Annotated in this window: 1 pseudogene; it reads right to left on the minus strand. The window is 53.8% G+C overall.

The annotated features are described in order from the left end of the window. Nucleotides 1–448 (minus strand): annotated as a pseudogene (locus tag HG542_RS34270) (IS3 family transposase); the annotation flags it as partial.

The raw sequence follows: 448 nt of genomic DNA on the forward strand, positions 1-448 counted from the left end.
CAGGTTTTCGCTCAAGCAACAGCGCATTCTGGCGCATGATCCGGTAAACACGTTTGGCATTGATCGCAGGCATACCATCAAGTTCTGCCTGTCTGCGAAGCAGCGCCCATACCCGACGATAACCATACGTTGGCAGCTCTCCGATAACATGGTGTATACGGAGAAGCACATCCGTATCATCAGTGTGACGACTGCGGCGGCCATCCATCCAGTCATCGGTTCGTCTGAGAATGACGTGCAACTGCGCACGCGACACCCGGAGACAACGGCTGACTAAGCTTACTCCCCATCCCCGGGCAATAAGGGCGCGTGCGCTATCCACTTTTTTGCCCGTCCATATTCAACGGCTTCTTTGAGGAGTTCATTTTCCATCGTTTTCTTGCCGAGCAGGCGCTGGAGTTCTTTAATCTGCTTCATGGCGGCAGCAAGTTCAGAGGCAGGAACAACC

This window comes from Streptomyces morookaense, from assembly GCF_013030945.1.
Lineage (GTDB): Bacteria > Actinomycetota > Actinomycetes > Streptomycetales > Streptomycetaceae > Streptomyces > Streptomyces morookaensis.